The organism is Thermaerobacter sp. FW80 (assembly GCF_004634385.1).
GTDB classification, from domain to species: Bacteria; Bacillota; Sulfobacillia; order Thermaerobacterales; family Thermaerobacteraceae; genus Thermaerobacter; species Thermaerobacter composti.
Map to the genome: position 1 here is coordinate 2,618,210 of NZ_CP037895.1, position 24,242 is coordinate 2,642,451.

The window sequence follows — 24,242 nt, forward strand, 5'->3', positions numbered from 1 at the left end:
CACGTTGGAACCGGCGCCCCAACGGGGGGCCGAGCCCACGCGCGCCCACCGGTGACGGTGGGGCGCCGGGAGGTGCGTCCCGTGCACGTGCTGATGTTCGACCCGGCGAGCACCACCTGGCACTACGGGTACATCCCCGGTGCCGCCCGCGCCCCCACCCAGGGGACCCTGCGGCCCGTCAGCGCCACCCTCTGGTTCGGCATCGTGCTCTCGCTCTTGCGGGGCGCCGGCTACGCCCTGCCGACGGTCCCCGGGGGCGACACGGCGTCGGTGCTGGTGAGCTGGGACCGCGAGGGCAACGCCTCCGTCTTTCCTTTGGGGAAGAACGCCGCCGACCGCTGGACGGAGCTGGGCCACGTCCTCCACCGGGTGGCCCAGGCGCTGATCGAAGACCCGGAGGCCTGGGAGACGGCGGTCATCGAGCCGAAGGGGGACGGCCAGGGTTGACCGCGATCCGGAGCACCCGCCGCCGGGTCACCGGCCGCGGACGCAGCACCGGCCCGCCGGCGCGGCGCCACCCGGCTCAGGCGCGGTGGCCGGCGACGGCCCGCCGCAGGGTTGCGATGAAGGCGGTCGCCGCGTCCACCACGGCGCGGGTGCGGTGGTCCCCGTCGGGTGCGTCCGGATCGGCGATCCGCACCGCCTCCTCGATGCGCTCCACCAGCGCCGAGCCCACGATGACCCCGTCGGCGTGGGCGGCCAGCGCCCGGACCTGGTCCGGTCCCGAGACGCCGAAGCCGACGGCCACCGGCCGCTGCCCCGCCGCCCGGACGCGGTCCAGCCACCTGGGGAGCTCCGCGGGCAGGTCCTTCCGCGCACCGGTGACGCCCGTCACCGAGACGCAGTAGACGAACCCACCCCGGCCTGCGACGGCCCGGCGCACGTGCTGGGGCGAGCTGGTCGGCGCCACCATGGGGATCAGGTGGAGGCCGGCCGCCCGAAACGCCGCCTCCACCGGCCCTCGTTCCACCAGCGGCAGGTCGGGGACGATGACGCCGTCGAAGCCCGCCGCCGCCAGGGGGGCCGGTTCGTCCAGCAGGCCGCGGGCCAGCAAGGGATTGGCATAGCCCAACAACACCACGGCACCTGCCACCCCGTCCGTCCGCAGGCCCCGCACCAGGTCCAGGACGTCCGGGAGCCGGACCCCCTGCGCCAGGGCATGCTGGGTCGACCGCTGGATGGTGGGGCCGTCGGCCAGGGGATCGGAAAAGGGCATGCCCAGCTCGACCACGTCGGCGCCGGCCGCGAACAGGGCGGGGACCAGCCGGCGCGTGGCGTGAAGGTCCGGGTGCCCCGCGGTGACGTACACGATCAGGGCGGCCCGGCCCTCGGCCCGGGCCCGGGCCAGGGCATGGTCGAGGCGGTTGTTGGGCTCGGCCACCCCGGCACCGGTGGACGCGGAGGAGGCAGGCGCCGTACCGGCTGCCCCGGCGCCGCCGGCGACCGCGTCGGCGTCCCCTGCCGGGGGGGTGGCTGCTCCGGCAGGGGCCTCGGGGCGCAAGGACCTTGGTGCTCCGGGGCTGGCGCCCCCAACCCCGGCGGGGGCGCCGGCGGCTCTCCCGGATGCTCCGATGGCTGTGGGTGGCCAGGGATTTGCTGGGTTCACCGGCCTTCCTCCCTTCCCGTAGGCGCCGTGGGCGCCGGGGGCCCCGCGGGCTCGGGGTCGGCCGCGCGGCCCCGCAGCCGCGCCACCTCGGCCACGTCCTTGTCGCCTCGCCCCGACAGGCACACCACCACCACGCTGCCGGCCGGCAGCTCGGGCAGCAGCCGCCGCAGGTAGGCGATGGCGTGGGCGCTCTCCAGGGCCGGGACGATCCCCTCGGTCCGGCATAGCAGCTCGAAGGCCGCCAGCGCCTCCTTGTCCGTCACCGCCTCGTACCGCGCCCGGCCGGTCGTCTTGAGGTAGGCGTGCTCGGGCCCCACGCCGGGATAGTCGAGACCGGCGGAGACCGAGTGGGCCGGCTGCACCTGCCCGTCCTCGTCCTGCAGCAGGTAGCTCAGGGCGCCGTGCAGGATCCCCGGCCGGCCCGCCGTCAGCGAGGCGGCGTGGCGCCCGCTGCTCAGGCCCTCGCCCGCCGCCTCGACGCCGATCATGGCCACCGTCGCATCGTCCACGAAGGGATGGAACAGGCCCATGGCGTTGCTGCCCCCGCCCACGCACGCCACCAGCACGTCGGGCAGGCGGCCCTCCCGCTCCAGGACCTGGGCCCGCGCCTCCCGGCCGATCACCGCCTGGAAGTCCCGGACCATGCGCGGGTAGGGGTGGGGACCCACCACCGAGCCGATGATGTAATGGGTCGTGCGCACGTGGGTCACCCAGTGGCGGATCGCCTCGTTGGTGGCGTCCTTCAGCGTGCCGGTCCCGGCCGTCACCGCCCGCACCCGGGCGCCGAGGAGCTCCATGCGGTAGACGTTGAGCCGTTGCCGCCGCATGTCCTCCGCGCCCATGAAGACCTCGCACTCCAGGCCCAGCACCGCCGCCGCGGTGGCCGTGGCCACGCCGTGCTGCCCGGCCCCCGTCTCGGCGATCACCCGCCGCTTGCCCATGCGCCGGGCCAGCAGCGCCTGGCCCAGGGCGTTGTTGATCTTGTGGGCGCCGGTGTGGTTGAGGTCCTCCCGCTTGAGGTAGACGCGGACGTGCGGGTTGCCGCAGGCCGCCGCCAGCCGATCCGCCCGGTACAGGGGGGTGGGCCGGCCGCAGAACTCGCGCAGATACCCGTCCAGCTCCGCGCGGAAGGCGGGATCGGCCATCGCCTCCTCGTAGGCCTGCGCCAGCTCCTCGAGGGCCGGGATCACCGTCTCCGGGACGAACCGGCCCCCGAAGGGGCCGAAGTAGCCCCGCGCGTCGGGGACGGCGGCGCCAGTGGGCGCACCGCCTCCCTGCGCTCCCGGGCCGCCGGGGACCGTCCTCGCCGCCTGGCCCACCGGCGACCGCCTCCGCGTCTCCACGTCTTGCCTCGCCATGGCCTCTCCCTCGCTCCCTGTCGGACCGCCGCGGCGTCAACGCCCGGCCGGCCGCCGCGGCGTGCGTCCGGCCCGCCGCCGGATCCCGTCGCTTGGCGCCGCGCGCCCCGTCCACCGCCCGGGCCCCGGCGCGCCCCCGTCGATGCGCCTGGCATCCCGCGGCATCCGGTTCCTCGGCCCGGGGACGCGCCAGCGACACGCCAGGTGCGCCGGGCCAATGGGTCGATGCGCCGGTCGATGCGCTGGTCGATGCGCCGGAGGTACCGCGGCTCGCGGTTCGCCGACCTCGCCTGCCTCCCGCCGCACCCCGCGGAGCGACGTCCCGCGGGGCCCCCACGCGCTCACCCGCCCGCGGGCGGGGGGACGCAGGCATCCCCGCCTCGCGCCCGCGGACCCGCCCCGACCCCGCCGGCAAGCGATCCGTCCCGGGGTGCCCCCGATCCCGCCGCGACGCCTCCCCCCGTCCGGGGCGCCGCCGCCCGCGCCGCCGCGACGAAGCGGGCGATGCGCTCGGGATCCTTGAGGCCCCGGGCCCGCTCGACGCCGCTGGAGACGTCGACCCCCCAGGGCCGTACGACGCGGATCGCCTCGGCGACGTTGCCCGGATCGAGGCCCCCGGCCAGGATCACCGGACGGCGGCGGGCGAGGCGCGCCGCTGCCGCCCAGTTGGCGAGCCGTCCCGTCCCGCCGCGGCGGCCGGGCGCGGCGGCGTCCACCAGGACCCGGTCGGCGCGGGTGGTCAGGGCGAGGGCCGGAAGCGGCGCGGCGACGGCATGGTCCGCGACCCCTGGCCGCGGGACGGGCACGGCCCGGATGACGCCAAACCCCCGTTCCTGCAAGGCCGCCACCACCGACTCCGGCTCATCCCCGTGCAGCTGGATGTGGGTGAGGCCGACGTGGCGCGCGACGGCCACCATCTCGGTCACCGGCGCGTCGACGAACACGCCCACGCTCGCCGGAGCCCGCGCGCCCCCATCCCCGTCTCCCCTCGCCACCCTGCCGCGCACCGCCGCGACGATCCGCGCCGCGCCGTCGGGGTCGACCCGCCGGGGACTCGGCGCGAAGACGAAGCCGAGGGCATCGGCACCCGCCTCGACCGCCGCGAACGCGGCCTCGGCGTCGCGGATGCCGCAGATCTTGATCCACACGGGGCCCGCGCCCGCGGGGCAGCCGGGCGTGCCCTCTCCCGGCGGCGTCACCGCGCCGCACCCCCTCCGGCCGCCGCCAGTTCGCGCAACCAGCGGGCGGGGTCGCCGCTGCGCATCAGCGCCTCCCCGACCAGGACCGCATCGGCGCCGAGGGCATGGAGCTCCCGGGCCCGCTGCGGGGTGCCGATGCCGCTGGCCGCCACCCGCACCACCTCCGGGGGCAGCAGGGGCGCCAGGGCGGCGAACCGGCCGGGATCGATGGCGAAGGTGTCCAGGTCGCGGTGGTTGACGCCGATCAGCCGCGCCCCGGCGGCCAGGGCCGCCTCCACGTCCCGGCGGTCGTTGACCTCCACCAGCGGCTCGAGGCCTAGCTCCTCGGCCGACCGCACCAGCCGCCCCAGCTCCCGGGGCGGCACGATGCGGGCGATCAGCAGCACCGCGTCCGCCCCCGCCAACACGGCCTCCAGGAGCTGGTATCGGCTGAGGACGAAGTCCTTCTGCAGCACCGGCCGCCCCAGCGGCCGCACCCGGCCCAGGTCCGCCGCGTCGCCGTGGAAGTGGTCGGGCTCGGTCACGACGCTCAGGGCCACCGCGCCGCCGGCCACGTAGGCCCGCGCCTGGCGCACCGGGTCGAACCGGCCCCCGCCGGCGGGGGCCAGCCGCCCGGCGGCGGGGGAGGCCCGCTTGATCTCGGCGATGACCGGCGGCGTGGGCCGGCGGCGCCCGCCCCGCAACACCGCCGTCAGGCTGCGCCGCGGCTCGCGGGCCAGGACCTGCTCCACGGCCCGCTCCAGCGCCGCCTCCGGCCGGCGGGCCTGGCGCTCGGCCAGGCGCCGCTGCACGCTGGCGACGATGGCCGCCAGCCGGCCCGCCCCGTGGGCACCCGCGCCGATCCGTCCGGCGCCTCCCGCCGCCGCTCCGGCCGCGCCGGCGGCTCCCGTCCGCAGCGACCCGTGGGCCCGCCCGGTCATCCTGCCACCTCCCCCGCCGCCTCCGGCGCCAGCTCGTGCGTCCGCCGCACCCATGCCTGCAGCTTGGCCAGGGCCGCCCCGCTGTCGATGGTGCGGGCCGCCACCGCCACCCCCTCCCGCAGGTCCGCCACCCGGCCGGCCGCCAGCAGCGCCCCGGCGGCGTTGAGCAACACCGCATCCCGGTAGGCGCCGGGCCGTCCCTCCAGGACCTGGCGGGCGATGGCGGCGTTGTGCGCGGGGTCCCCGCCGGCGATGGCCTCCAGCGGGTAGACCGGCAGGCCGGCGTCGGCCGGCTCGACCCGTCCCAGGGTCACCGAGCCGCCTTCCACCCGGGCCACCACCGTCGGGCCGCAGACGGACATCTCGTCCAGGCCGGGGGCCCCGTGGACCACCAGGGCCCGCTCCACGCCGAGGTCCACCAGCACCCGCGCCACCGGCTCCACCAGTTCCGCGGCGTAGACCCCGAGCAGCTGGTAGCGGGCGCCGGCCGGGTTCGTCAGGGGACCGAGCAGGTTGAAGATGGTCCGCACCCCCAGCTCCCGCCGCGGCCCGGCGGCGTGGCGCATGGCCCCGTGCAGGCGCGGCGCGAAGAGGAAGGCGATGCCCACCTCGTCCAGGCACCGTCCCAGGGCCGCGGCGTCGAGGTCGAGCCGCACCCCCAGGGCCTCCAGCACGTCGGCGCTGCCGCAGCGGCTGGAGACGGAGCGGTTGCCGTGCTTGGCGACGGGCACGCCGGCCGCTGCGACGACGACGGCGGCCACCGTGGAGATGTTGAAGGTGTGCCGGCCGTCCCCGCCGGTGCCGCAGGTGTCCATGACCCCCTGGCGGCGGGTGCGGACGGGCGTGGCATGCCGCCGCATGGCGCGGGCCGACCCGGCGATCTCCGCCGGGGTCTCCCCCTTCATGCGCAACGCGACCAGGTAGCCGGCCACCTGGGCGGGCGTCGCCGCACCGGACATGATGACGTCCATGGCGGCCTCGGCCTCGGCCGCGGTCAGGTCGCGCCCGGCAAGGACCTTGGCCAGGGCCGCCTGCAAGGCGTTGCGGGCGGGCGCCGACGGCGCGGGTGCAGCCGACCCGGCCTGGCCGCCCGGGGAGGCCGGCGGCGGTCCGCCTGCGGAACCCGGCAGCGGTCCGCCCGGGGGACCCGGCGGCGCCGACCCCGGCCCCGTGGCCTCGCCGACCGACGGCATGGTCTCCATGGGCATCCCCTCCTTGGCTCGTGGCGGCGTGCCCGGCCCTCCGCGGCGGCGCGGCCGCTCAAGCCGCACCGCCCGGGCCAGGCTGAGGAACCTCGCCAGGATGGGCCGCCCGAGGGGCGTGAGCACCGACTCGGGGTGGAACTGCAGCCCGAAGAGCGGGCGCTTTCGGTGGCGGATCCCCATGATCAGCCCGTCCTCGGTCCAGGCGCAGATCTCGAGCTCGGGCGGCAGGGAGGCCCGTTCCACCACCAGGGAGTGGTACCGGCCCGCCTCCAGCGGCGAGGGGAGGCCGGCCAACACCCCCGTCCCGTCGTGGTAGACCGTCCAGGCCATGCCGTGCACGGGCTCGGGCCCCCGCACCACCCGGGCCCCCAGGGCGGCGGCGATGGCCTGGTGGCCCAGGCAGACGCCCAGCAGGGGCCGTCCCGGGTCCAGCCGCCGCACGACCTCCACCGAGCAGCCCGCCCCCGCGGGGGTGCAGGGGCCCGGGGACAGCACCACGGCGTCGGGATCGCGGTCCTCGACCCCGGTGGCGTCGATGGCGTCGTTGCGGAAGACCTCGACCTCCGCACCCAGCTCGGCCAGGAGCTGGACGAGGTTGTAGGTGAAGGAGTCGTAGTTGTCGATCACCAGCACCCGCAGGCCCTCGCCGGGTCCCTTCACACCGTCCGCCCCCTCTCGCCGGAAGCCCCTGCCCGGGCCGGACCCGCCGCGGCCGCGGGCGCGGCCCCGCCCGGCTGCGGCGCCCGGCTTGCGCGTCCCTCGTGCGTCCCCGCCCCCAGCTCCACCACCTGGGCCGCCCAGGCATCGCCCGGCGTCGCGATGGGATCCGGGGCGATGGCCTCGGCGCCGGCCCCGCCGGCCGCGCACGCGCTGGCTGCCGGCGCGGCGGCCAGGCCCGTCAGCGCCACCTCCAGGGCGCGCAGGCCCGCCCGCGCCTTGGCCTCGGTCTCCGCCCACTCCGCCTCGGGCCGGGAGCCGGCCACCACGCCTGCGCCCACCTGCAACAGGCCCCGCCCGCGGTGCAGGACCAGGGTGCGGATGGCGATGCACATGTCCAGGTCGCCGTCGTAGCCCAGGTAGCCCACGGCGCCGCCGTACGGTCCCCGCGCCACGGGCTCCAGCTCGTCGATGATCTCCATCGCCCGCACCTTGGGCGCGCCGGTCAGGGTCCCGGCCGGGAAGCAGGCGGCCAGGGCATCCACCGCGTCGCGGCCCTCCGCCAGTTCGCCGGTGACGTCCGAGGCCATGTGCATCACGTGGGAGTAGCGCTCGACGTACATCAGGCGCTCCACCCGCACGGTGCCCGGCCGGCACACCCGCCCCAGGTCGTTGCGGCCGAGGTCGACCAGCATGGTGTGCTCCGCCCGCTCCTTCGGGTCCGCCACCAGCTCCCGCTCGAGCTCGCGATCCTCGGCCTCGGTGGCCCCCCGGCGGCGGGTCCCGGCCAGCGGCCGCGTCAGGGCGCGCCGCCCCTCGACCCGGACCAGCAGCTCGGGCGATGCCCCGAGCAGCGTGGTCTCCCGGTCGAACCGCAGGAAGAACATGTAGGGGGACGGCGAGACCACCCGCAGGGCGCGGTAGAGGTCGAGGTCCGACGGAGCGCCCGGGCCGCCCGGCCAGGGGAACTCCAGGCGCCGGGACAGCACCACCTGGAAGACGTCGCCGGCGCGGATGTACGCCTGGGCCTGGCGGACGGCGGCCAGGAAGGCGTCCCGGTCCACGTTGCTGCGCACCGCCAGCCGCGCGCCGAACCCGCCGCCGGCCCCGGCCCCGCCGCCGGCCTCCCCCAGCAGCAGGGGCGACCGCGGCGGCAGGGGCTCGGCGAGCCGTTGCAGGGCCGCCTCCAGCCGGCGCGACGCGGCCCGGCGGGGATCGCCTGCCGCGGGCAGCAGCGGCGCGATCAGCCGCAGCCGGTGGGTCCGGTGGTCCAGGGCGGCCAGCAGGGCGCACTCCATGAACCGGGCCACGGGCAACAGCGGCTCCGCCGGCGGGCGACCCGGCAGGCGCTCGAGGAAGCGCACCGCATCGTAGGCCACGTACCCCACCGCTCCGCCCGCGAACCGGGGCCCCACCCGCAGCGACCGGCGGGGGACGAACCGGCGCAGGGCGGCGAACGGGTCGGCGGGGCCCGGCACCACGTCCACCACCGCCGAGCCGGGTTCGTCCCGGTGGTAGACGGCCGAGCCCGCTCCGGTGCAGATCAGCTCCCGGAGCGGCATCGCCCCCACGTAGGAGAACCGCCCGGAGCGCTCGCCGCCACCGAGGCTCTCCAGGATGAAGCCGGGGCCGTCGCCGGCCAGCCGCCGGAACAGGGTCACGGGGGTCTCCTGGTCCAGGGCCAGCTCGACGACCATGGCACCGAGGACGCCCTGCATGGCGACCGCCTCCCTTCGGCTTCCGTCACCGCCAGCGGCGGGGTGGGACCGTCCGCAAGAAGCGCACGGCGCCTTCCGTCCGGGGACGGAAGGCGCCGTTCCGCGGTGCCACCCCAATTAGGCCCACCGCCGCAAACAAAAAACCCCTTCGCCTTCGGGGCGAAAGGGGGACTTCCGCGGTGCCACCCGACTTAGGCCGGTGGGCCTCACTCGTTCGGGTACGGGCGCAAGGCCGATACCCTCCCCCGGATCACGGTGGGGGCTCCGGCAGGGCCTACTGGCCGTCGCACCGTCCCCTCCGGGCGCCCCGCGACCCCGCCCGATCGGTTGGGGATTCCCTCGACCCGGCTGGACCCGGGATCCGCGCCGCTGGACCCGGGACCGGGGATCCCCGTCGGCTCCCCCGCGGGGTGGGAGCCCTCTTGGGGCCCCCTGGCCGGGGGACGGACGGAGGACGGCGTTCGGCCTGCGGCTTGCGGGTCCATTCAGCGTGCCCTCTGGCGGACCGGCCTCGCACCCTCCCGGACGAACCGGGCCGCCGGCTCGCTGGCCGCCGGTACACGCCTACTCGTCCCGCGCATCGCCTTTCCCGCGTTGGGCTGTTGCCACGGATTCTAAGCCGGCATGCGACCGCTGTCAACGGGGCGGGGGCTCGCGGGGCCGGGGGCTCGCGGGGCGGGGCTTCGACCAGCGAGCCCGCCGAACCGCACCCCAGGCCGCCGCCGCGAAGCGGGCGGCGGATCGCCCGCCGCCCCGCGCCATGACGCCGGGGCGTCGGACGCTGCTCCCGCGGCGGCCGCCGAGGGGGCCGCAGTTCGCACCGCCTGCCCGGGGCATGACGGCAGAGCGGCGAACGCGAATCCGGCCGCGACCACCAGGCGGGCGGCGGATCGCGCCGCTTCCCCGGCCCTGCCGTGCACCGGCTTCACGGACCGCGCCGCTCGTCGGGGAACGCCCCCAACACCACCGGCACCTGCAGGTCCCGGCCGTCGCGGTTGATGTGGAGGGTGACCCGATCGCCCACCCGCTTCTGGTCGAGGTATCCCACCAGTTCCGGGACGTCCCGCACCGGCTGTCCGTCGACGGCGACGATGACGTCGCCGCCCATGGGGACCAGCGCGCCGTTCACCCGAACGTACCGCGCCGGCTGCAGCCCCGCCCGGTCGGCCGGCCCGCCGGGCACCACCTCCACCACCTGCACGCCGTGGTCGACCGCCAGGCCGCGCTGGCGGTGGCTGTCGGGGTCGACGGCCAGGCCGCCGATGCCGAGCCAGGGGTGCTGGACCGTCCCGCCGGCCAGGAACAGGTCCATCTCGCGCTTCAGGATGTTGATCGGCACCGCGAAGCCGATGCCGATGGAGCCGGGCGACGGCGAGGTCGACAGGATCGCCGTGTTGATGCCGATCACCTCGCCGCGGGCGTTGACCAGCGCTCCCCCGGAGTTGCCGGGGTTGATGGGCGCGTCGGTCTGGATCACCTCGCGGATGATGCGGCCGTTGGGCGCCTCCAGGTAATTGCGGTGCAGCCCGCTGATGACGCCCGTCGTCGCCGTCTTCGGCAGCCCGAAGGGGTAGCCCACCGCCATGACCGGCTCGCCCACCTTGAGGGCGTCGGAATCGCCCAGCCGCGCTGGTCGCACCCGGTCGGGGGGAAGGTCCGCCTGCAACAGCGCCAGGTCGTGGCTCGGGTCCTGGGCCACCAGGCGCGCCTCGACCTGGGTGCCGTCGTCGAGGACGACGAGGAGCTGGGAGGCACCTTCCACCACGTGGAAGTTCGTGACCACGTGGCCCTGCTCGTCGATCACGACCCCCGACCCCGAGCTCTCCTCCTCCACGATGCCAAGCCAGGGGTTGATGCCCCGGGCCGTGCGCACCACGCGGACGACGGAGGGGGCGACCCGCTCGTAGACCGCGGAGAAGTCCACCACGGTGCCGCCGGCCGCGATGGGCGGCGAGGCGCTGGGCGGTGCCTCCGCGGCCTCCCTCCCCGTCCCCGTCGGCGAGCCGCCGGTCCCCACGCCGCGGTCCGGCGCCACCGCCAGGGGACCCGCCGTCACCGCATAGAGGACCAGTCCGCCACCCAGCAGCCCTCCCAAGAGCGCCGTGGCGAGCCGCGACCACCACGCATGTCGCCCCGCGGGGCCGGCGGGCCCGCCCGGGGACGCGGCCCCGTAGCCGCCGTCCTGCCCGTACCCGCCCGGTCCGTCGCCCCCCGGGCCGCCACCGGCAGCCCCGCCGTGGTGACCGGCGCCGGCGGCGCCAGTGGGCCCCTCGGGCTCGGCGCCCGCGTCCGGTGAAGCCGGTGGAGCCCACGGGGTCCCCCCTCCCGCGGGACCCTCACCGGCCGCCATCCGCAGCGGGCCGGCGCCGCCGCGGCCCGCAGGGGCGTGGGCCCCCTTCGCGGAGGCCGCGCGGACGACGCCCCCGCCGATGGCGTCGCCGCCGGGGACCGGCGCGGGATCGTCATGGAGATCGTCATGGAGGGCGAACCCGCGCACGCTGCCGGGCTCGGGCTCGAACACCACCCACCCGCCGTCCGGACCGTCGGACGCGGGGCGCGGGCGCGGGGCGACCCGATCCCATCGGCCCTCCCTCCCCGCGGGTCCGCCGGGCGGGTCCCCGGAGGGCCCAGGGCGTGCCGAGGGCCCGAGGCCAGCGGAAGGCTCCGAGCCTGCGGAGGGTTCAGTGCCCGCGGAGGGTCCGGCGCCACCGGACGCATCGATGCGGTCGTCCTTGCCCATGGCCTTCGACCCCTTCCACCATCCGCCTCGCGTCGGCGATCCGCGGTGGGGGCGCGGGCGGGGCGAAGTCGCCGGCCGCCGTCGCGGCCGCTCCCCGCGCCCGGCGCCCTGGGGCCGGGACGCGGCGGTCCCGGCCGTCGGCGTCGGCATCCACGCCCTCGCGCCGTGTCCCATACCGGGTCCATTGTAACCCCGCGGGGTTCGTTGCCTGTGACGAAGGCGTCGCGATCCTGTAAACGTTCTGTAAACTCCTGCCGTCGACGGCTGGCGGCCGCCGAGCGGGAGCCCGGCCGACGGCCGTCGGTCGACGGCGCCCGGGGACACCGCCCGGGATCCGCGCGACAGACGGCGGGGGCGGCCCGGCACGGCCGGGCCGCCCCCGCTCGCACGGACCCCCGGCGCGGGCGGCGCGGGCGTCAGTCCCCCGACGCGGCCGCCGTGCCCGCCGCCCGCCGCGCCGCGGCGGGCGGTCGCGCCACCAGCGGCAGCAGCAGCGCCACCAGCATCGTGACGGCGATCACGTACAGGGCGGTGGTGTAGGTACCCGTCACCTCCCGCACCCGGGCGATCATCAGCGGACTCGGGATGGCGCCGAGACCCCACGCGAGCAGCATGATGCCGTAGATGCTGCCCGCGTACCGCGGACCGAAGTAGTCGGCGCTCCAAGACGGCATCGTGCCGAAGCCGCCGCCGTAGCAGAGGGCGATCAGCGCGGTGGCGGCGACGAAGAGCCAGGGCGTCTCGAGGGAGGGCAGGAGCGCGAACAGCGCCGCCTGCAGCGCGAACATGGTGAGGAACACGGCCCGCCGACCGATGTAGTCCGAGAGCGCCGCCCAGAACATCCGGCCCAGGGCGTTGAAGATCGAGATCGTCCCGACCACGACGGCCGCCGCCTGCGTCTCCGTCATGCCGACGATCTCCTGCCCCATGGGGGACGCCTGGGAGATGATCATGATGCCGGCCGAGACGTTGAGGAAGAGGATGACGAACAGCACCCAGAACTGCCAGGTGCGCAGCGCCTCCTGCACGGTGAAGTCGCGGGACGCCCGGGCGGCCTGCTGCCGCGCCGAGGGCTGCCAGCCCGGCGGCGCCCATCCCTCGGGCGGGTTGCGGAAGAACTGGGCGGCCGCCACCACGACCACCAGGTACACCAGGCCCAGGGTGAAGAAGGTCGGGGCGATGCCCCGCGCCTCGAGGCTCGCCGCGGCGTAGGGGCTCATGACCAGGGCCCCCGCGCCGTACCCGGCCACCGCCAGTCCGGTGATCAAGCCGCGCAGGTCGGGGAACCACTTGACCAGGGTCGCCACCGGCACGATGTAGCCCATCCCCATGCCCAGGCCGCCGACCACCCCGTACCAGAGGTACAGCTCCCCCAGGCTGTCGGCGGTGCCGGTCAGGGTGTAGCCCAACCCGTAGACGACGCCCGCCACGGTGGCCACCAGCCGCGGCCCGCGCCGGTCCATCAGCAGGCCGCCGATGATGGTCCCCACGCCGAGGAAGGCGATGGACAGGGTGAAGGCCAGGGTCACCTGGGACCGGGTCCACCCGAAGGCCTCCATCAACGGTCGGACGTAGACGCTCCATCCGTATACGGCGCCCAGGCAGAGCTGCATCAGGATGGCGGCCACCACCATGACCCAGCGGTTGGGCACCCGTTCGTCCGCCGCCGTCGCCATGGCACACCCCTCCCTCCCGTCCCCCATGGGACGAAGGCCGCGCCCCCACCCGCCCCGGGCCCACTGCGCCGGGCCCCGTCCACCGGCACGGGCGCCGCGGCCGCAGGTGCCGAGCCTGCGCCCACCGCCACCGGGTCTCCACTTGCTCCGCGGCGGGGCCCCGGGTCGACGCGCCCGGTCGCAACACCAACGCCACCCCGCCCCGGAACCGCAGCCGGTCCCGGGCCCTCCAGCCGATGGCGACCGACGTGGTGCGGGAGAGGCCACGGAACCGCACCGCCCTGCGCCGGACCCGCGGCGCCGGGCCCCCGGCCGCCGCCGCGCCGGCGGCCCGTCACGGGGCCGCCGGCGCGCCGCGGGCCGGCTCGGCCACGGTCGCCTGCTCCCGCAGCGGGATGAGCTCGCAGATGGCATTGTAGTCGGGCTCGCCGCAGTACGGGTCGCACACCCCCGTGGGGATCAGCACGTTGCCCTCCGGCCAGTGGACCTGCAGGTTCCCCGGCCGGATGCGGCTGATCCGCACCCGACCCCGGTACTCGCCGTGGTCGGAGCGCAGCAGCACCGGATCGCCGTCCTTGAGCCCCAGGCGCTCGGCGTCCTCCCGCGCGATGAAGACGTCGTCCCGGCCCGCCCCGGTCAGCGGGTCGACCTCGTCCCACACCATGCTGTTGAACTGCTTGCCCCGCCGGGTGCTGACGCGGAACTTGCCCTCCGGCACGTCCTGCTCGGGCAGGGGCGCCACCACGAAGTGAGCCTTGCCGTCGGGGGTGTTGAAGCGGTTCCCCGCGCACAGCAGCGGCCCGCCCCACTGGAACTGGTCGCCCTTCCGCCTGAGGTGCTGGATGCTGTCGTAGAGGGGGACGGTCCGGGCGATGTCCTCCCGGATCTGGTGCGTGTTCTCGTAGCGGATCAGGTGCGCCCGTTCGGGGAAGACCCGCTCGGCGATGCGCACGGGGATCTCCCACTCGGGCCGCGCCTCGCCGATGCGCCGGCCGGGGATCTCCGGGCTGAAGATCACCCGCCGCTCGGTGGAGGTCTGGGTGACGCCGCCCGGCGTCTCGTACCGCGTCGCCGCGGGCAGGATCACGTTCAGCTCCCCCGGCTCGAGCAGCATCATCGGGTTGATCACGATGTCCTGGAAGACCTTGACCGGCACCCGCTCCAGGGCCGCCCGCACGTAGGCCGGGTCGGGCAGCGTCTCGAGGAAGTTGCCGCCGGCCGAGTAGAGCACGTCGATCTCGCCGCGGTACATGGCGTCGATGGCGGCGGTCGCCGTGAGGCCCGGCTTGGCCGGCACCTCGAAGCCCCAGATGGCCTTCATCGCCGCCATCGTCGCCTGATCGCCCACCGGCCGTCCCATGCCGTACGTGTTGGGCACGGCCCCCATCTCCGCGCCGCCCTGGACGCCCGAGTGGCCGCGGATGGGCATCAGGCCGCAGTGGGGCTTGCCGATGCGCCCCAGCGCCAGGGCGAGGTTCGAGATGGCGAACACGTTGTGGGTGCCGTGCCGGTGCTGGGTCACCCCCATGCTCCAGACGGTGATGGAGGTGCGGGCGGAGGCGTAGAGCTCGGCGAACCGCCGCATCGCCGCCGCCGGCGCGCCGGCCGATCGCTCCAGTTCCTCCCACGACAGCTCGCGCAGGAAGGCGGCCAGCTCCGCGAAGCCCGCGGTGTGCTCCCGGATGAAGGCGTGATCGAGGCGGTCCGTCTCGATCAGGTGCTTGAGCGCCCCGTTGAAGAAGGCCACGTCGCCGCCCTGGTTGATCTGGAAGAACTCGTCCATGATCCGGGTGCCGAAGAGGGCGCTCTCCACGCTGGACGGGACCCAGTAGCGCTCCAGGCCCTCCTCCCTGTACGGGTTGACCACGGCCACCCGCGTGCCGGCCTTCTTCGCCTCGTAGAGGTACTTGGTCGTCACGGGCTGGTTGTTGGCCAGGTTCGTCCCGACCAACACGATCAGGTCGCAGCCGATCCAGTCCTTGTACGACACCGTGGTGGCGCCGTAGCCGATGGTCTTGGCCAGGGCCGAGGTGCTGGGCGCGTGGCAGATGCGGGCGGCGTTGTCGATGTTGTTGGTGCCCAGGAACCGTGCCACCTTCTGGAAGGCGAAGTAGGCCTCGTTGGGCATGCCCCGCGAGGTCATGTAGAAGAACAGGCGATCGGGATCGCGGGCCACCGTCGCCCGGATGCGCTCCGCCACCAGGTCCAGGACCTCGTCCCACGAGACCCGGCGGTAGCCCGGCTCGCCCTTGCGCCAGACCATGGGATAGGGCAGCCGGCCCAGCTCCCGCAGCTCGCGGCTGGTCTTGCGGCGCAGGGCACCCGGGTCTTCCAGGATCCGCGGGTCCACCGCCGGCATGGTGTTGAGCCGGAGCATCTTCAGGCGGATGGTGCACAGGTGGATGCCGTCGATGGTCCAGTCGCGCATCCCCGTGGTGCCCAGCGAGCAGCCGTCGCAGCAGCCGTCCCGCAGGATGCGCCAGGCGTAGCCCAGCTGGTCGCGGTTCTCCCAGATGGTCTTCAGGATCTCCTTGTAGTGGTTGGGCCGCTGCTCGCCCAGGCCGTACGGTCGCAGCCCCGCCCAGTGCCGCGGGTCGAACCGGCGCCGCCGCGGCGCCGCGCCCCCACCGGGCCCGGCGGCCGGACCCGAGGCCCCATCGGTCGACCGCTGCAGTTCGGCGGCCATGCCGCTCCCTCCCTTTCCGCGCCTCTTCCGCGCCTCCGGCTCCGGCCCTCCGGCGGCCGCGTCGGCCGCCGGAGGGCCTTCGGACGCCTGCTCTCCCTCCGTCCGTCACGGCTTGGGCGCCGTGGCCCTCGGCCGCGGCGCCCGGTCCGCGCCCCCCTCGCCGCAGCCGCCCCTTGGCCCCTCGCGGAACGGCTCGGCCCCCCGCGACCCACCCCCTCCGGGCCCGGCCGCGAGCCAGCGCGCCAGGGCGGCGGCCGCCGCCTCCAGCTCCCGGGGACCGAAGCCCGGGCGCAGTCGGGCGACCACCTCCCCGCGCGGCGGCACCTTGGCCTCGCCCACCACGATCTCCGGCCAGCCAGCCCCCGCCCCGCCCTCCACCAGGACCAGGTCGGGCCGGGCCCCGAGGAGGTGCTGGCAGGCGTCGACGAGCCGATCCACCCAGCCCGTCCAGGCGATCCCGCCCGTCCCGGCCCCGCTGCCGGGAGCGCCGGGCTGCGAGGCCCCGGCGTCGCCCGGGTGCGGACAGCCGGGGGCAGGCACCGCCGGGTTCAGCCCGGACGCCGGCGGTCGGGCTGCGCCGGCACGGGGGTGCGCCATCCCCTCCGCGGCCTCGCCGTCGCCCCCCGCGGTGCCGCCGTCCCGTGCGGTGCCGGTGCTGGCCGGTGGGGGCGGCCCGGCCCCCGCCGGCCTCACCCGGGCCGGCACGGGCCCGGCAGGGTCCGGACCCCATCCGCCGTCGGCGTCGCCCGCCGGCCGCAAGAGCCGCAGGGCCGACTCCTCGGGGCCGATCAGGGCCACCGCCACCGCCCCCGCCTCGGCCAGGCGCTGGCTGTCGCTGCCCCGCCGGTCGAGGTCGAAGCCGTGGGCGGCATGCTTGACGGCCAGCACCCGCACCCCCTGCCGAGCCAGCTGGGCGATGAGCCCGGCCGCGGCCTGGGTCTTGCCGCTGCCCGAGCGGCCCGTCACCGCCACGACGGGCGGGCCGGGCCGCGGTGCGCCGGTCCTGGGGGCAGGCGGCCGCCCGGCGTCAGCGGGACCCGGCTGCGCGCCGGCGCCCGGCTGCCCCAACCCTTCCTCCCCGGGCCCGGCTGTCCCGCCCGGTTGCGACCTCGCCGCCTCCCCCGGGTCCGGTTCCCCGTCCCCACCGGGTCGGTCCGGCCCGCCCCCGCCCATGGCCCGGGAGCCCGGCACCGCGGCGCCCTCGCGTGCCCACCCGGCCGGGACCGCGGGTGGGGCGAACCAGTCGGGCCACGCCCGGTCCTCGGAGGCCTCCAGGTCGAGGGCCCAGACCGCCTCGCCGGGCCGCGGCGCAGCGCCACGGCCCGGGTGGTACAGCAGCGCGTCGCTGCGCGCCACGGCCTCCAGGCGACCCATGGAGGGGACCAGGGGTTCGACGGCGCCCCCGGCGCGGTCGAGGCGGGCCCAGACCAGCCGCGGCCGGTCCCCGGCCTTGGGCCACGGCGCCGCCAGCCGGGCCCGGACCGCCGGGCGCACGATGGTCCGCTGCCCCGCCAGCCGCAGGAGGAAGGGGCGCACCAGGACCTCGAAGGCGGCGAGGCACGAGGCGGGGCTCCCGGGCAGGCCCAGCACCCACACGGGGCCGAGCCGCCCCGCGAAGAAGGGGCCGCCCGGCTTGACGTCGATGCGCCCCAGCAGGCGGCGGGCGCCCAGGTCGAGCCACGTGCGCGCCACCCGGTCCCGGGGGCCCACCGAGACGCCACCGGTGGTGATCACCACGTCGGCGCCGCTGGCCGCGGCCCGGCGCAGGGCCGCGGCCAGCGCGGCCGGTTCGTCCGGCACGATGCCGCCCGTCTCGACCTCGAGCCCGAGGGAGGCGATGGCGGCGGCCAGCGTCAGGGCGTTGCTGTTGGGGACGGCCGCGGGGTCCGTCCCGGGCGATCCGCGGCCGGCAGGGACCAGCTCGTCCCCGGTGGCGAGCAGGAGCACGCGGGGACGGCGCCAGACGGTCACCCAGCCGATCCCGGCGGCCGCCAGCAGGCCCGCTCGCCGCGGGGTGATCCGGTCCCCCGCCGCCACCAGCCGCTGGCCGGCCAGGACGTCTTCCCCCGGCGGCGCCACGTGTCGCCCGGCGGGCAGGGGGACCGCCACCTCCACCCACTCCCCGGCGGCGTCCCGGACCCGTCGGGCCCGTTCCGTGGGGACCACCACGTCGGCCCCGGGCGGCAGCAGGGCTCCCGTGCTGACCTGCCAGGCCTCCCGCTCCCGCGGCCCGACCCCTCCCGTCCCGCCCGCAGGGGCGGCATCGGCCGCCTCCCGTGCCGATCCCGCCCAGCGCCGCCCCGTCAGGCGCAGGCGCACGGGCCGGCCGGGTCCCGCCCCCGCGAGGTCCGCGGCCCGGCAGGCGTAGCCGTCCATCATGACGCGCGGCGCCGCGGGCACGGGCCCCGGGGCCGTCACGTCGACGGCCGCCACCCGACCGGCCGCCCGGACCACCGGCACCCGTTCGGTGCCCAGGGGGCCCGCCGCCTGGATCAGCGTGGCGAAGGCCTGTTCCAGCGAGACCATGGCCCGTGACCCCGCCTTCCCGCCGCCGCCCGTGACGATCGTCGTGCCGAACCCCGTCCCCGAGGCGCTGACCCGCTACCCGCCCGATCCCGACGTCCCGGCCGCCGCGGCCGCCGCCGGGTCGCCCACCCGTGCGGCCCCGGTGTAGACGTTGAAGCGATCCCCCCGGGCGAAGCCGATCAGGGTCAGGCCGAACTCCCGGGCGGCGTCGCAGGCCAGGCTGGACGGGGCCGAGACGGCCACCACCACGGGGATGCCGGCCACCACCGCCTTCTGCACGATCTCGAAGCTGGCCCGCCCGCTGACCATGAGGATCGTGTCCGTCAGCGGGGTCCGGCCCTGCAGGAAGAAGTGGCCGATCAGCTTGTCGGTGGCGTTGTGGCGGCCCACGTCCTCCCGCAGCGCCAGCAGGCGTCCCTCCAGGTCGAACAGGGCCGCGGCGTGCAGGCCGCCGGTGCGGTCGAACAGCGCCTGCTGACGCCGCAGGGTCTCCCCCAGCGAGGCGATGACCTCCGGCCGCAGCACCGGCCCCGTCGGCTGGGGGAGGGCACACGCGCCCCGGCTGTGGATCGCCTCCAGCGACGCCTTGCCGCACACCCCGCAGCTCGAGGTGGTGTAGAAGTTGCGCTGCAGGGTCCGAGGTTCCACCTGGACGCCTGGCCGCAGCCACACGTTGACGATGTTGTACTGCTGCTCGCCGTCGACGTCGGGGTCGGTGCAGTAGCTGATGGCCGCGATCTGATGGGGGTCGTCGAGAAGGCCTTCGGTGAAGAGGAACCCGCCGGCCAGTTCGAAGTCGTGGCCCGGCGTGCGCATGGTGACGGCCACGCGGACCGGTTCGTCCCGTCCCGCGGGCCGCAAGCGGATCTCCAGCGGCTCTTCCGTCACCAGCACGTCGTCGGCCCAGCGGGCGCGGCCCTGCTGCCAGTGCTGCACCCGCCGGCGGACGGTGCTGGTCCGCACCGCCTGCACCGCACTCCCCTCCCCCAGCCACGCCAATGCCACCCCGGCGGCCCCGCTGCAGCCGGACCCGCCACCCGCGTCGGCCCGCCGTCTCCGCCGCCCCGCCGCCCGTCACCACGGGCCGGGCGGATCTCCGCTGCAGGGGCAGCGACCTCCGCTCCCGGGTCCCGTCGCGGCGGCGGTCCCTCTCCGGGGCCTCACCGGGGGTGATGCGAACGGCGCCCTCACCACAAGTTTACCAAGCCGAACCATTCCCACCAAGGGGAAGCGGGGGTCCGTCCGCGTCCCCTTCCTCCGCGAGCCGGCGGATCCCTCGCTGAGCGACCTGGTCCGGAGCCGGCCCGCGCCCGCTTCCTGCTGCGGAACGCCGCGGGAAGCCGCTCCTCGGTCGGGAAAGCGCCGGCGCGGGACGAACGGGCCGCCACTGCCCAGCGCACCGCCCGCGGATGCCGCGGTCGCCCCGCAGCCTCCGGACGCCCCCGCCCCGCAGCCCGCAGGAGGCCGAGACGCCCGCGGCGAATCAGGGGCTGCAGGCTGTTCGTCCCCCGCCGGACCCGCCCCCGCAGCCCGCCGCCGGCTGCGGCGATGGCCGTCAGGAGGCCCTGCGCTGCATGGGGGGAGCCGCCGTGCCGGCCTCCCGAGCGAAACCGCCCGCCACCCGACCCGAACCGCAGCCCGACGCCGAGGGCGATGCGCCCCAGCCGGCCCGGGCCCTGCCCGTCACCGGCCTCGTCCTCGCCGGCGGGGAGAGCCGGCGCATGGGGCGGGACAAGGCGCTGCTGCCGACGGCCAGAGGGCCCCTCCTGCTCCACGTGGCCCGCACCCTCGCCACCACGTGCGCCGAGGTGCTGGTGGTCGACCGGCCCCCGGGGCGCTACCGTCACCTGGGCTTGCCCGTGGTGCTCGACCGTCTCCCCGGCCGCGGACCCCTGGCGGGGCTCCATGCGGGGCTGGAGGCCATGCGCCATGCCTACGGCCTGGTGGTCGCGTGCGACATGCCCGGTCTGACGCCGGCGGTGGCCCGCTTCCTGGTCCAGCGGGCGCTGGAGGCGGAGCGGCGGGGCACCCCGGTGGACGCCGTGGTCCCCCTGCGCCGGGGCCGGCCGGAGCCCCTGCTGGCCGTCTACGCCCGCCGCCTGGCGCCCGTGGCGGAGGCGCTGCTGGAGCAGGGTCGTCCCCCGCTCAGGGCCCTGCTGGCGGCTCCGGGGGTGCGCGTGGCGTGGGTGGACGAAGCCGAGCTGCGCACCATCGACCCCGATCTCCGCTGCCTGGTCAACCTCAACACGCCCGCCGACTGGGCGGCCTGGCGCCGCGGCCAGCTCCCCCCGGACTCCCCCGGGCCCGCGGGTCTCCCCGGAGGGTAGCGGGGACGGGCCGAGCCCGCCCCGTTCGCCGCAGGCGGCGCCGAGCGCCCCCTTGACCTCCCCGTCCGGCGGCAGATCCCCTCGGACCGCCCACGCACAGCCCCCGCGCCCCCCTCGACCGCACCGCGCTGTCGCGCATCCCCGCCGACCGCCCGAGCACAGCCCCCGTGCCCCCCTCGACCGCACCGCGCTGTGGCGCGTCCCCGCCGACCGCCCGAGCCGCAGCCCGCGCGCCCCCTCGACCGCCTCTCCCGGCGACGTGTCCCCGTCGACCTCCCGTCCCGCGAGGCGGTGGACGCCTGCTGTCACGCCGGGAGGTTCGACCGCTTGGCGCGCGGAACATTCCCCGACGGGGGATACGCCGCCCGCCGCGCGAACCCGCGCGGCGGGGGCGGCTGCGTCACGGGAGGGATCGCCATGATCTGGGACCGGGATGTGGAGACGGCGTCCCGGGACACCTTGCGGCGCCTGCAGCTGGAGCGCCTGCGCGCCACCGTGGAGCGGGCGTACCACCGGATCCCCCTCTTCCGCCGGCGCATGGCGGAGCGGGGCCTCGCGCCCGACGACCTCCGCCACCTGGAGGACCTGGCCCGGCTCCCCTTCATGACCAAGCAGGACCTGCGGGACCACTATCCCTTCGGCCTGTTCGCCGAGCCCCTCCAGCGCGTGGTCCGCATCCACGCCTCCTCGGGGACCCGCGGCAAGCCGACGGTGGTCGGCTACACCCGCCACGACCTGGAGGTGTGGGCGGAGTGCGTGGCCCGCTGCTTCTGCATGGCGGGCGGCGAGCCGGGCCACGTCCTGCACAACGCCTACGGCTACGGGCTCTTCACCGGCGGGCTCGGCCTGCACGCCGGCGCCGAGCGGGTCGGGGCCACCGTGGTGCCGGCCTCCGGCGGCCACACGGCCCGGCAGATCCTGCTGATCCAGGACCTGCGCCCCGACGGCATCGCCTGTACCCCCTCCTACCTCCTGAACCTGGCTGATGCCATGGACGAACACGGCATCGACCCGCGGTCCACCAGCCTGCGCTACGGGATCCTCGGGGCGGAGCCGTGGTCCGAGTCGATGCGGCAGCAGCTGGAGGCGCGCCTGGGCATCGACGCGGTGGACATCTACGGGCTCAGCGAGGTGATCGGGCCGGGCGTCGCCAACGAGTGCCGCGAGGCCAAGGACGGGCTGCACATCAACGAGGACCACTTCCTTCCCGAGGTGGTGGATCCCCAGACCGGCGAGCCGCTGCCGCCCGGCCAGTACGGCGAACTGGTGTTCACCTCCCTCACCAAGGAGGCCTTCCCCGTGATCCGCTACCGCACCGGCGACATCGCCGCCCTGTACCCCGAACCCTGCCGGTGCGGCCGCACCCTGGTGCGCATGAGCCGCATCAAGGGGCGGGTCGACGACATGCTGGTGGTGCGGGGCGTCAACGTCTTCCCCTCGGAGGTGGAGTACCAGCTGCTCAAGATCCCCGAGCTGGCGCCCCACTACCAGCTGGTGGTGGACCGCGGCCGGGCGCTGGACCGGATCGAGGTGTGGGTGGAGCCGGCGCCCGCGGTGACCGGCGCGTGGGGCGGGTTCGACCCCGGGGCCGAGGTCGCCCGCCGGCTGGAGGCACGAGTGGCCGACGTGCTCGGCGGGGCCCTGGGCCTCCAGGTGGACGTGCGGCTGGTGGCGCCCGGCTCCATTCCCCGCAGCGAGGGGAAGGCCGTGCGGGTGGTCGACCGCCGCCAGGTGAGCCCGTGACCGCGGATCCCCGTCGTGGGCCCCGCGGTTCGGCACCCGGGCCGCCGCCGGAGCCGCCACCGGGGCCGGCCCGCGCGGGGGGTCAGGCGCCCCCCGACGCGCCGGGACCCCACCGGCCCCGCCCGGTCGGCGCGGGGACGGGGGCGCCGGGCCCGGCGGCGACGCGGGAGCCCGCGGTCCCCGCGGCCGTGCGGGAGCGGATCGCGGCCGACCCCTTCTGCCGGCTGCTGGGCATCCACCTCGAGGCCCTGGCGCCCGGCTATGCCCGGCTGTCCATGACGGTTCGTCCGGACATGGCGAACTTCCACGGCGTGGGGCACGGCGGGGCGGTCTTCGCGCTGGCCGATGCGGCCCACGCCGCCGCCTCCAACAGCCACGGCGTGCCGGCCGTGGCCCTCCACGTGGGCCTGCACTACGTGGCGCCCGCGCGGCCGGGCGAGCGGCTGGTGGCCGAGGCGTGGGAGGAGGATCGCGGACGGCGTACGGCCCTGTACCGGTTGGCGGTGCGGCGCCATCCCGACGGCCGCCTGGTGGCCGCAGGGCACGGCCGGGTCTTTCGCGAAGAGCCCGGGGGCGGATCGCCACCGCGGCTTGGCCCCGGCGCCGGCCCCCTTGGCGCCGACGCCGGCCCAGCGGGTGCGGCTCGCCCAGGACCTTCGCGCGATGACGGGGAGGCGCAACGATGAAGGCCGTGCTGGTTCGGCAACCGGGGGGTGCGGAGAACCTGGTGCTCGGCGAGGTGCCGACCCCCGCCCCGGGTCCGGGGGAGCTGCTGGTCCGGGTGCGGGCCACGGCCCTCAATCGGGCCGACATCCTGCAGCGGCGGGGGCTCTATCCCCCGCCGCCCGGCGCCAGCCCCCTGCTCGGCCTGGAGGCGGCGGGCGAGGTGGCGGCGCTGGGCGAGGGATGCGAGGGGTGGCGCGTCGGGGATCGGGTCTTCGCCCTGCTGCCCGGCGGCGGCTACGCCCAGTACGTCACCGTACCGGCCGCCATGGCCCTGCCCGTTCCCCCCAACCTGAGCTTCGAGGAGGCCGCGGCCATCCCCGAGGCCTTCTTGACGGCCTACCAGACCCTCTTCTGGATCGGGCGCCTGCGGGCGGGCGAGTGGGTGCTGATCCACGCGGGCGCCAGCGGCGTCGGCACCGCCGCCATCCAGCTGGCCCGCGATGCGGGCGCCCGGGTGGCGGTGACGGCCGGCAGCGAGGCGAAGCTCGAGGCCTGCCGCCAGCTGGGCGCGGAGGTGGCGCTGAACTACAAGCTGGGCCCCTTCGCCCCCGCCCTGCGGGAGGCCGTCGGCGAGCGCGGGGTCGACCTGATCCTCGACTTCGTCGGGGCGCCCTACTGGGAGCAGAACCTGGAGTGCCTGGCGACCGACGGCCGGCTGGTCCTGATCGCCACCATGGGCGGCGGGGTGGTAGACCGTTTCGACCTGCGACGGCTGATGGGCAAGCGGCTGCAGGTGACGGGCACCACCCTGCGCTCCCGCAGCCTGGAGTACAAGGTCCAGCTCACCCGGGAATTCGCCGTGCGGGTGCTGCCCAAGCTGGCCCGCGGGGCGATCCGCCCGGTGATCGACCGGGTCTTCCCCTGGGATCAGGTGCGGGAGGCCCACCGGTACATGGAGCGCAACCTGAACATCGGCAAGATCGTGCTGCGGGTCGATTGAGCGACGGGGCATCCCGACGCCAGGGCACCCAGGCCGTCCGTCCGCCCCGTGGCTCGCAGATCTGTGGAGCCCCCGGCGGATCCGAGCCCGTGACGGTTCCCGCCGGGGGCCGTCTCTTTCGTGTCCAAATCCGGACGAGCAGGCAGGAATCCTGGCGAAGGCCGCGAATAGGCGATGTCAATCTCCCGGGAGAGAAACGATGTTTCGCAGGAGGA

At 76.5% G+C, this 24,242-nt stretch carries 16 protein-coding genes and 1 pseudogene; 5 read left to right on the forward strand and 12 right to left on the reverse strand.

The genetic code is table 11. The features are described from left to right. The first annotated feature begins 81 nt into the window (after positions 1–81). Positions 82–447, forward strand: a complete 366-nt coding sequence (locus E1B22_RS10885; protein WP_135225673.1) for a hypothetical protein — start codon at positions 82–84, stop codon at positions 445–447. A 76-nt stretch (positions 448–523) separates the two neighbouring features. Here the strand turns inward: E1B22_RS10885 and trpA are convergent, their stop codons facing one another. The 12 genes and pseudogenes from trpA to fdhD form a co-directional block, all read right to left on the reverse strand. Then, positions 524–1,381, reverse strand: coding sequence for a tryptophan synthase subunit alpha (gene trpA, locus E1B22_RS10890; protein ID WP_243123376.1), 858 nt, complete (start codon positions 1,379–1,381; stop codon positions 524–526). 221 nt (positions 1,382–1,602) lie between these two features. Further along, positions 1,603–2,964 (reverse strand): tryptophan synthase subunit beta, encoded by a 1,362-nt coding sequence (gene trpB, locus E1B22_RS10895; RefSeq protein ID WP_243123377.1) that lies wholly within the window; start codon positions 2,962–2,964, stop codon positions 1,603–1,605. 341 nt (positions 2,965–3,305) lie between these two features. Then, positions 3,306–4,163: a phosphoribosylanthranilate isomerase gene (locus E1B22_RS10900; protein ID WP_207669869.1), complete on the reverse strand. Its 858-nt coding sequence runs from the start codon at positions 4,161–4,163 to the stop codon at positions 3,306–3,308. Next, positions 4,160–5,083 (reverse strand): indole-3-glycerol-phosphate synthase, encoded by a 924-nt coding sequence (locus E1B22_RS10905; RefSeq protein ID WP_135225674.1) that lies wholly within the window; start codon positions 5,081–5,083, stop codon positions 4,160–4,162. The genes E1B22_RS10900 and E1B22_RS10905 overlap by 4 nt, the downstream gene beginning before the upstream one ends. After that, a complete protein-coding gene (gene trpD / locus E1B22_RS10910; RefSeq protein ID WP_135226117.1) occupies positions 5,080–6,120 on the reverse strand; it encodes an anthranilate phosphoribosyltransferase in 1,041 nt (346 codons plus the stop codon). The genes E1B22_RS10905 and trpD overlap by 4 nt, the downstream gene beginning before the upstream one ends. A 258-nt stretch (positions 6,121–6,378) precedes the next feature. Next, positions 6,379–6,948, reverse strand: a pseudogene (locus E1B22_RS10915) (aminodeoxychorismate/anthranilate synthase component II); the annotation flags it as partial. Beyond that, positions 6,945–8,663, reverse strand: coding sequence for an anthranilate synthase component I family protein (locus E1B22_RS10920; RefSeq protein WP_243123379.1), 1,719 nt, complete (start codon positions 8,661–8,663; stop codon positions 6,945–6,947). The gene E1B22_RS10920 and the pseudogene E1B22_RS10915, both read right to left, overlap by 4 nt. Before the next feature lie 925 nt (positions 8,664–9,588). Continuing rightward, entirely contained in the window at positions 9,589–11,184 is a 1,596-nt protein-coding gene (locus E1B22_RS10925) for a trypsin-like peptidase domain-containing protein (protein WP_243123380.1), read from the reverse strand. 635 nt (positions 11,185–11,819) lie between these two features. Further along, entirely contained in the window at positions 11,820–13,079 is a 1,260-nt protein-coding gene (locus tag E1B22_RS10935; RefSeq protein WP_135225675.1) for an OFA family MFS transporter, read from the reverse strand. Between the two features lie 334 nt (positions 13,080–13,413). Beyond that, the gene (locus E1B22_RS10940) at positions 13,414–15,765 is read right to left on the reverse strand and encodes an FdhF/YdeP family oxidoreductase (protein WP_135225676.1); all 2,352 of its coding nucleotides are present in this window, start codon (positions 15,763–15,765) and stop codon (positions 13,414–13,416) included. A 105-nt stretch (positions 15,766–15,870) separates the two neighbouring features. Further along, positions 15,871–18,291: a molybdopterin-guanine dinucleotide biosynthesis protein MobB gene (locus tag E1B22_RS10945; protein WP_135225677.1), complete on the reverse strand. Its 2,421-nt coding sequence runs from the start codon at positions 18,289–18,291 to the stop codon at positions 15,871–15,873. 75 nt (positions 18,292–18,366) lie between these two features. Further along, the gene (fdhD, locus tag E1B22_RS10950) at positions 18,367–19,263 is read right to left on the reverse strand and encodes a formate dehydrogenase accessory sulfurtransferase FdhD (RefSeq protein ID WP_135225678.1); all 897 of its coding nucleotides are present in this window, start codon (positions 19,261–19,263) and stop codon (positions 18,367–18,369) included. A gap of 602 nt (positions 19,264–19,865) precedes the next feature. On the opposite strand from fdhD, the gene E1B22_RS10955 reads away from it, so the two are divergent. The 4 genes from E1B22_RS10955 to E1B22_RS10970 all read left to right on the forward strand — a co-directional run bounded on the left by E1B22_RS10955 (position 19,866) and on the right by E1B22_RS10970 (position 24,027). After that, positions 19,866–20,618, forward strand: a complete 753-nt coding sequence (locus E1B22_RS10955) for a molybdenum cofactor guanylyltransferase (RefSeq protein WP_135225679.1) — start codon at positions 19,866–19,868, stop codon at positions 20,616–20,618. 417 nt (positions 20,619–21,035) lie between these two features. Further along, positions 21,036–22,361 (forward strand): phenylacetate--CoA ligase family protein, encoded by a 1,326-nt coding sequence (locus tag E1B22_RS10960; protein ID WP_135225680.1) that lies wholly within the window; start codon positions 21,036–21,038, stop codon positions 22,359–22,361. A gap of 188 nt (positions 22,362–22,549) precedes the next feature. Beyond that, positions 22,550–23,047, forward strand: a complete 498-nt coding sequence (gene paaI, locus E1B22_RS10965) for a hydroxyphenylacetyl-CoA thioesterase PaaI (protein WP_135225681.1) — start codon at positions 22,550–22,552, stop codon at positions 23,045–23,047. After that, positions 23,044–24,027: an NAD(P)H-quinone oxidoreductase gene (locus E1B22_RS10970; protein WP_135225682.1), complete on the forward strand. Its 984-nt coding sequence runs from the start codon at positions 23,044–23,046 to the stop codon at positions 24,025–24,027. The genes paaI and E1B22_RS10970 overlap by 4 nt, the downstream gene beginning before the upstream one ends. The last annotated feature ends 215 nt before the right edge of the window (positions 24,028–24,242 follow it).

Coding starts and splice junctions, on each gene's coding strand:
- trpB (WP_243123377.1), bottom strand. CDS start 2,964: ATGGCGAGGCAAGACGTGGAGACGCGGAGGCGGTCGCCGGTGGGCCAG.
- E1B22_RS10905 (WP_135225674.1), bottom strand. CDS start 5,083: ATGACCGGGCGGGCCCACGGGTCGCTGCGGACGGGAGCCGCCGGCGCG.
- E1B22_RS10920 (WP_243123379.1), bottom strand. CDS start 8,663: ATGCAGGGCGTCCTCGGTGCCATGGTCGTCGAGCTGGCCCTGGACCAG.
- E1B22_RS10935 (WP_135225675.1), bottom strand. CDS start 13,079: ATGGCGACGGCGGCGGACGAACGGGTGCCCAACCGCTGGGTCATGGTG.
- E1B22_RS10940 (WP_135225676.1), bottom strand. CDS start 15,765: ATGGCCGCCGAACTGCAGCGGTCGACCGATGGGGCCTCGGGTCCGGCC.
- E1B22_RS10945 (WP_135225677.1), bottom strand. CDS start 18,291: ATGGTCTCGCTGGAACAGGCCTTCGCCACGCTGATCCAGGCGGCGGGC.
- E1B22_RS10955 (WP_135225679.1), top strand. CDS start 19,866: ATGGGGGGAGCCGCCGTGCCGGCCTCCCGAGCGAAACCGCCCGCCACC.
- E1B22_RS10960 (WP_135225680.1), top strand. CDS start 21,036: ATGATCTGGGACCGGGATGTGGAGACGGCGTCCCGGGACACCTTGCGG.
- E1B22_RS10970 (WP_135225682.1), top strand. CDS start 23,044: ATGAAGGCCGTGCTGGTTCGGCAACCGGGGGGTGCGGAGAACCTGGTG.